The organism is Ferrovibrio sp. (assembly GCF_019636075.1).
Taxonomy (GTDB): Bacteria; Pseudomonadota; Alphaproteobacteria; order Ferrovibrionales; family Ferrovibrionaceae; genus Ferrovibrio.
In genome coordinates this window covers 1-7,356 of the sequence record NZ_JAHBYG010000076.1, presented here as the reverse complement: position 1 = coordinate 7,356, position 7,356 = coordinate 1, and the positions used below count along the sequence as shown (strand labels likewise).

Here is a 7,356-nt window from a genome sequence, read left to right as displayed (position 1 = left end):
TGCCCCCCGCCCTGGCGGAAACCGTGATTGCCGGCGGCGGCAAAGTGCCCAAGGCAGCCACGCCGTCGGAGGTGTATATGGCGGTTGAAAACCATGCCAGTTGGCTGCAAAGCGATGGCAAGGTGGGCAAGCGCGCCGATCTGCGCGGCATGAATATGGTAGGCCTCAATCTGGATGGCGCCGACTTGAGCGGCGCAAATCTCAGCCAGGCCAACCTCGCCCGCGCCTCGCTGCGCGGCGCCCGCCTGATCTGCACGGATCTACGCGGCGCCAACCTGAATCAGGCCGACCTCAAGGACGCCGATTTCCGCGGCGCCCTGCTGGATCAGGCCTTCGGCTTCATGCCGGCGGGAAGCATGTGAGAAGCATCAAGCCGCACGACGCAAGGCGGCCTGTACTTGCTCCGGGATACGATCGATCAGCGTGAGCAAAATACGGGCGGGGCCTTCAGGTTGGCGCACGCCCTGTTCCCAATTGCGCACCGACGCAACAGTGAAGCCGAAACGATGCGCAAAATCGGCCTGGCTCAAACCGAGCCGATTGCGCAATAGCTTTACGTCCACATGTTTGGGTACGCGAACCCGACCTTCCCGCGCACGACGGGTCTCACCGTTTACATGCGCCAGGGCATCTTCCAAACCAGCCAAAATCTTGTTACGCGGCGCCATTCATCGCCCCCTTCAACGCTTGAGGTAATGCTCCACAAGCTGCGCCACCATCCGCGCAGCGGCCTTTTTCTCGGGAGCACTCAAATCCACCTTGCTCGACTTGGCATACACTGCCAGCAATATGAGCGGCATACGTTGGTCATGATAGTAATAGATAACCCTGGCGCCGCCGCGTTTGCCTCGTTGTCCGATACCCCATCTCAGCTTTCGCAAGCCGCCAGTTCCAGGGATCACATCTCCAGCATCTGGATGCAGCGCCAAAAAACTCTTCAACGAAACAATCTCGGTTTCGCCTATCAGCTTTTTGGCATCCGCCAGAAACTGTGCCGTTTCGACAAGGCCGATATAGGTTCTGGCGATCATTTTATACGCCAATGACGCAGTACGTCAATGAAATAGTAACGCCGCAAACGCCGCCCGCAGCGCAGCGCCGCTTTCGGCCAGCGCCTGGCCGGCCTGCGGCAACACCTTGCCCATGGTGATGAAGCCATGGATCGAGCCGGGATATTCGCTGAACACCGCTTTTCCGCCAGCGGCCTGCAAGGCCTTGGCATAGGCCTCGCCTTCATCGCGCAGCGGATCGTTGCCGGCCACGATCACATGGGCCGGCGGCAGATCGGCCAATGACGGCGCCTTGAGCGGCGAGGCCCGCCAATCGGCAGCATCGGCGGGGCCGTTCAGATACATCATCTGAAACCAGGTCATGCTGGAGCGGGTGAGCAGATGGCCTTCCGCGAAGGCCTTGTGCGAGGCGGTATCCATCGCCATGTCGGTGGCGGGATAGATCAGCAATTGCAGGCGCAGATCTGGGCCGCCGGCATCGCGTGCCATCAGCGCCATCACGGCCGCCAGATTGCCGCCGGCGGAATCGCCGCCCACGGCAATACGCGCCGCATCCACATGCAGATGATCGGCTTCGGCCTGCACCCATTTCAGCGCGGCAAAGGCGTCGTTCACGGCGGCGGGGAATTTATGCTCCGGTCCCATCCGGTAATCCACGCTCACGACCGCGCATTGGCCTTCATTGGCCAGCGTGCGGCAAACCACATCATGGGTATCGAGATCGCCGACCACCCAGCCGCCGCCATGATAGAAAACCAGCACCGGCAGCGGTGCACGCGGCTCGGCGCCTGCCGGCCGGTAATAGCGCAGCGGAATCGGCCCCAGCGGACCGGGCGCGGCGATATTGGCGGCCAGTTCCACATCGGGTGCCGGCGGCGTAACGGCGCTGCGGGTTTCCTTGTAAAGCTTGCGGGCGGCTACGGCGCCGATCGCCTCGAAGGCCGGACGATTGGCTTTGGCCACGGCTTCGAGCAGGGCCTTGGCTTCTTGATCGAGCATGACTTGCTCCGTTGTTTTCAATTCAATTGGTTTTCAATTCAAACCCGGAAACAGCCCACGCAGGCCATTAGCGAAAATCTGCACCGCCACGGCGGCCAGCAGCAAGCCAAAAATTCTATTGAGTATGTTCAATCCAGTTCTACCCAGGCGTTGGCCGATCGGCACCGCCAGGCGCAGCACCACCCAAACCCCCACGCAGATCACGGCAATCACGCCGATCACGATGCCATTATGCAGCCAGCCATCGCCGCGCTGCATGGTGATGATGGTGGCGGTGATCGAACCGGGGCCGACCATCAACGGCATGGCAATCGGCACCACGCCCACGGCATTGCGGCTATTGGCCTCCTCGGCCTCTTCAGGCGTCTGGTTCTGCGGGCTCATCTGGGCATTGACCATGCTGAGCGCCATCAGGAACAGCACGATGCCGCCGCCCACCTGGAAGGCGGCCAGCGACGTACCCAGCAACCGCAGGATCATATCGCCCGACAACGCCGAAACCACCAATACGGCAAACACCGCCAGGCCGGCCGTGCGCGCGGTGCGGGCCTTCTCGGCCTGCGAACGCCCTTCCATCAGCATCAGGAAAAGCGGAATCGCGGCAAACGGATCGAGAATGGAAAACAGCGTGATGGCGAACCGGGTGTAATCGAACGCTTCAAGCATGCTTCCCCCCGTCCGCATCCGGCCCGCCGCGCATGATCACGCAGCGGGCTCTGGCGTGGTTTATTTCTTGTCGTCGGCAATCACGCGGATCGAAAGCTCGCGCAATTGCTTGGGCGTCACCTCGCTGGGCGCCTGCATCATCAGATCCTGCGCCTGCTGATTCATCGGGAACAGGATCACCTCGCGGATATTCGGCTCGTCGGCGATCAGCATCACGATGCGGTCGATGCCCGGCGCGATGCCGCCATGCGGCGGCGCGCCGAACTTGAACGCATTCAGCATGCCGCCGAACTTGCCTTCCACCACCTCGGGGCCATAGCCCGCGATCTCGAAGGCGCGATACATGATTTCCGGCTTGTGATTACGGATGGCGCCCGAGGAAAGTTCCACGCCGTTGCACACGATGTCGTACTGGTAGGCCTTGATCTCCAGCGGATCCATCGTGTTCAGCGCCTCCAGGCCGCCCTGCGGCATGGAGAACGGGTTATGCGAGAAGTCTACCTTCTTGTCGTCTTCGTTGTATTCGAACATCGGGAAATCCACGATCCAGCAGAACTTGAACACGTTCTTCTCGCAGATATCCAGCTCGTCGCCGATCTTGATACGGGCCTGGCCGGCCAGCTTGGCGGCAGCGGCTTCCTTGTCGCAGGCAAAGAACACCGCGTCGCCATCCTTGGCGCCGGTGGCCTGCTTGATGAGGGCAAGGCGTTCGGGATTCAGGAATTTGGCGATCGGCCCCTTGGCCTCGCCCTTATCGAGAATCACATAGCCCAAACCGCCCGCACCTTCGCCGCGCGCCCAATCGTTCAGCTTGTCGAAGAAACTGCGCGGCTTGGCGGCAGCGCCCGGCCCCGGAATCGCACGCACCACGGCGCCATTGTCGATGGCGCGGGCGAATACGCCGAAATCCGAACCGCGGAAAGCTTCGGTCACATCGGCCAGCACGATGGGGTTGCGCAGATCGGGCTTGTCCACGCCGTATTTCAGCATCGCCTCGCGATAGGGAATGCGCGGGAATTGCTGCGGCCCGCAATCGCGGCCATTGGCGAATTCCTGGAACACGCCATGGATCACCGGCTCCACGGCGGCGAACACATCATCCTGCTCCACGAAGCTCATTTCGAGATCGAGCTGGTAGAATTCGCCGGGGCTGCGATCCTTGCGGGCATCCTCATCGCGGAAACAGGGCGCGATCTGGAAATAACGGTCGAAGCCCGACACCATGATCAGCTGCTTGAATTGCTGCGGCGCCTGCGGCAGAGCGTAGAACTTGCCGGGATGCATACGGCTGGGCACCAGGAAGTCGCGCGCGCCTTCCGGCGAACTGGCGGTCAGGATCGGGGTTTGGAATTCCATGAAGCCCTGATCGATCATGCGGCGGCGGATCGAGGAGATCACCTTGCTGCGCAGCACGATGTTGTTGTGCAACCGCTCGCGGCGCAGATCGAGGAAGCGATATTTCAGGCGGATGTCTTCCGGATATTCCTGCTCGCCGAAAACCGGCATCGGCAGATCCTGCGCCTCGCCCAGCACTTCGATGCTTTCCACGCGCACTTCGATGCCACCGGTGGGCAGGTTCGGGTTGGCGGTTTCCGCCGTGCGGGCCACCACTTTGCCGGTGACAGACACCACGAATTCCGACCGCAGGCCTTCCATCTGCCTGAAGGCTTCCGAACCGCTTTCGGCCACGCATTGGGTGATGCCGTAATGATCGCGCAGGTCGATGAACAGCAGGTTGCCGTGGTCGCGCTTGCGGTTGACCCAGCCGGCCAGCTTCACGCTGGCGCCGACATGTTCGGGGCGCAATTGACCGCAGGTATGGGACCGGTAACGAGACATGGGGAATACCTTAGACTATGGGCCCGCGAGGGGCGCGATTTGGGCGGAAATCCAGCGGGAACAATCGCGAAACGCCGGGGAAAGTCAAGCCCGAGCGGCGGCGTTTTTCCCAGCCGTCTGGGTTGGGCGGAAAGTCTCATCATGCTAAGACAACGGGAACATGGATACAAATCTCGCCCCCATCACCACTTCCGCCGAACTCGCCGATTTCTGTGCCGCCCTGGCCGACAGCGCCTTCGTCACCGTCGATACCGAATTTCTGCGCGAAACCACCTTCTGGCCCAAGCTCTGCCTGGTTCAGCTGGCCGGTCCGGACCAGGCGCGGGTGATCGATCCGCTGGCTGAAGGTATCGACCTGGAGCCGCTGTTTGCGCTGATGCGCAACCGCGCAGTGCTCAAAGTGTTCCATGCCGCCCGGCAGGATCTGGAAATCTTCGTGAAGCTGATGGGCGAGGTTCCCGCCCCCCTGTTCGATACCCAGGTGGCGGCCATGGTTTGCGGCTTCGGCGACCAGGTGTCGTATGAAACGCTTGCCACCAAGCTGGCCAATGGGCAGATCGACAAGAGCTCGCGGTTCACCGACTGGTCGCGCCGTCCGCTCACCGAGAAGCAGATCCGCTATGCGCTGTCGGACGTGACCTACCTGCGCAAGGTCTACGAAAAGCTGGATGCCCGCCTGCGCAAGAATGCCCGCGCCGAATGGCTGGATGCCGAGATGGCCACCCTCAACGACCCGGCCACCTACGACCTGCCGCCGCTGGAAGCCTGGCGCCGCCTGCGCCCGCGCACCACCCGGCCGGAATACCTTGCCGCCCTGCAGGCCGTGGCGGCCTGGCGCGAGTTGGAAGCCCGCAACCGCGACATTCCCCGCCAGCGTATCCTGCGCGACGAAGCCGCCATGGAAATCGCCGCCCATCCGCCCAAAAGCGCGGAAGACCTCGGCCATATCCGCGGCCTGTCGAAAGGCTTTGCCGAAGGCAAGATGGGCCAGGGTCTGCTGGCCGCCATTCAGGCGCGCCTGGCCGAGCCGCGCGAAACTTTCCCCGTGGTGGAACGCGAGGCGGAATTGCCGCGCGGCATCGGCCCGCTGGTGGAATTGCTGAAAGTGCTGCTCAAGCTGAAATGCGACGAGCATGACGTGGCGCAGAAACTGGTCGCCTCTTCGTCCGACCTCGACAAGATCGCCGCCGACGACAAGGCCGATGTGCCGGCCATGCAGGGCTGGCGCCGCGAAGTATTCGGCAACGATGCGCTGCGCCTCAAGCATGGCGAATTGGCGCTGGCCGCCCAGGCCTCGGGCCAGGGCGCCAATCAATCCACCCGCATCAAGCTGGTGGAATTGAAGTAGGCCCGGGCCTGCCCGTCACCCCGCCTTCGCCACGCGCACTTCCCAGCCGCGATTGAGCGCCTTGGCCAGCGCCTCGGTGCGGCGCTGTACCGCCTCGCCGTTCAGCGCCTCGCAACGCGGCGGCAATTCCAGCACCAGATTGCCGTTCAGAAAGCGCAGCCGGCATTCGTTCAGCACGCCAGGCACGCCGCCCGAAAGCGTCTGGCCCAGGCGCAGCCCAAGGCCGATCACCAGGGCGTAATCCACCTGGGTGGTATCCAGCATCTGCCAGGCCGGCGCGGCCACCGGATCGCTCACCGTGCCGGCATAGCGGGCAAACACCGCAAGCCCCAGCAGCGCGCGCTCATTCTGCGTGATGCCGCCGAACGGCGCATGCAGGATCAGGCCCAGCGCCTGTTCGCCGCGATAATCGGGATGCACGCGCCAGGCAATATCGGCCAGCAACGCCGCTGCCAGCCGCAGCCGCTTCATGGCCGCGCTCTCGCGCTCGAAAAGCGGCGCGATGAAGCGGTCGAGTTCGGCGCCATGCTCGGGGCCATGGCCGGCAAAGCGGCCCTCACGTTCGGCCATATGAGTGCAGAAGGCCAGCAGCGGATCCTGCGCCTTGATGGCCTCGTCCAGCATGCCATAGGCTAGGCCTTCGCGCAGGCCCTGGGCCGAGAAGATCACCTCGGATGGCATCAGCACCCGCAACAGCCGGCGCATCACCAGGGCGGCCAGCGGCAGCGCATCCTGACGGCGGCGCGGCACGCCTTCCATGCGCAGCACGCTCTCGCGCCCCTGCCTGGCCAGCAGGCGGGTGAATTCCAGCGCCTGATCGCGCGGCAATGTGTATTGATGGATGATATGCAGCGGGCTTTTGGTCTGCGCCATATGCACGCGGGCAATCGCACGCCAGCCGCCGCCCACGGCATAAAGCGGCTTGCCTTGCTGGCGCTTCAGCCAAGGCACGTCGGCCAGCCGCGCATCTATGAAGGCCTTGATCTGATTATAGCCGCCGATGCCGCCGATCCGCAGCGGGCCCAGCGGCAGGGTTACGCTATCGGCCACCTTGCGCTTGTCGATGGCAACCAGTTCCAGGCTGCCACCGCCCAGATCGCCCATCACGCCTTCCGCATCGGGTATGCCGGACAGCACGCCATAGGCGGAATACATCGCCTCTTCCGTGCCGCTGAGGATACGGATCGCGATGGCGTTTTCGCTTTCCAGCGCATGGATGAATTCGGCACCGTTGCCGGCATCGCGGGCAGCAGCCGTGGCCACCACTTCCAGCTTCGCCACCTGCATCAGCCGGGCCAGCGACACGAAACGGCGGATGGCGATACGCGCCTGGCGCATGCCCTCCTCGTCCAGCATGCCGGTTTCGCCCAGGCCACGACCCAGGCCGCATAGCACTTTTTCATTGAAGCGCGGTGTGGGCAGCCGCGCGGGCTCATCAAAAACCACCAGGCGCACCGAATTGGAACCGATGTCGATGACACCGAGCGGTAGGAA

The 7,356-nt window shown here is 63.3% G+C and carries 8 protein-coding genes; 2 read left to right on the top strand and 6 right to left on the bottom strand.

Annotation, left to right across the window (positions count from 1 at the left end):
• Window positions 1-362, top strand: a 362-nt coding sequence (locus KF827_RS19260; RefSeq protein ID WP_291009165.1) for a pentapeptide repeat-containing protein, incomplete at its 5' end; no start/stop codon positions are given.
• Window positions 363-368: 6 nt separating this feature from the next.
• Here KF827_RS19260 and KF827_RS19255 read toward each other — a convergent pair.
• From KF827_RS19255 to aspS, 5 genes are read right to left on the bottom strand one after another with little or no spacing between them, the layout of a single operon-like run.
• Window positions 369-668, bottom strand: a complete 300-nt coding sequence (locus KF827_RS19255) for a helix-turn-helix domain-containing protein (protein WP_291009163.1) — start codon at window positions 666-668, stop codon at window positions 369-371.
• A 12-nt stretch (window positions 669-680) separates the two neighbouring features.
• Window positions 681-1,031: an addiction module toxin RelE gene (locus KF827_RS19250; RefSeq protein WP_291009161.1), complete on the bottom strand. Its 351-nt coding sequence runs from the start codon at window positions 1,029-1,031 to the stop codon at window positions 681-683.
• Window positions 1,032-1,055: 24 nt separating this feature from the next.
• Entirely contained in the window at window positions 1,056-2,009 is a 954-nt protein-coding gene (locus tag KF827_RS19245; RefSeq protein ID WP_291009158.1) for an alpha/beta hydrolase, read from the bottom strand.
• Between the two features lie 33 nt (window positions 2,010-2,042).
• Entirely contained in the window at window positions 2,043-2,675 is a 633-nt protein-coding gene (locus KF827_RS19240) for a MarC family protein (protein ID WP_291009155.1), read from the bottom strand.
• Window positions 2,676-2,735: 60 nt separating this feature from the next.
• Window positions 2,736-4,514 (bottom strand): aspartate--tRNA ligase, encoded by a 1,779-nt coding sequence (gene aspS / locus KF827_RS19235; RefSeq protein WP_291009152.1) that lies wholly within the window; start codon window positions 4,512-4,514, stop codon window positions 2,736-2,738.
• Window positions 4,515-4,674: 160 nt separating this feature from the next.
• Here aspS and rnd point away from each other — a divergent pair, with 160 nt between their 5' ends.
• Window positions 4,675-5,862: a ribonuclease D gene (gene rnd / locus KF827_RS19230; RefSeq protein ID WP_291009149.1), complete on the top strand. Its 1,188-nt coding sequence runs from the start codon at window positions 4,675-4,677 to the stop codon at window positions 5,860-5,862.
• Between the two features lie 15 nt (window positions 5,863-5,877).
• Here the strand turns inward: rnd and KF827_RS19225 are convergent.
• Window positions 5,878-7,356, bottom strand: a 1,479-nt coding sequence (locus KF827_RS19225; protein ID WP_291009146.1) for a Ppx/GppA family phosphatase, incomplete at its 5' end; no start/stop codon positions are given.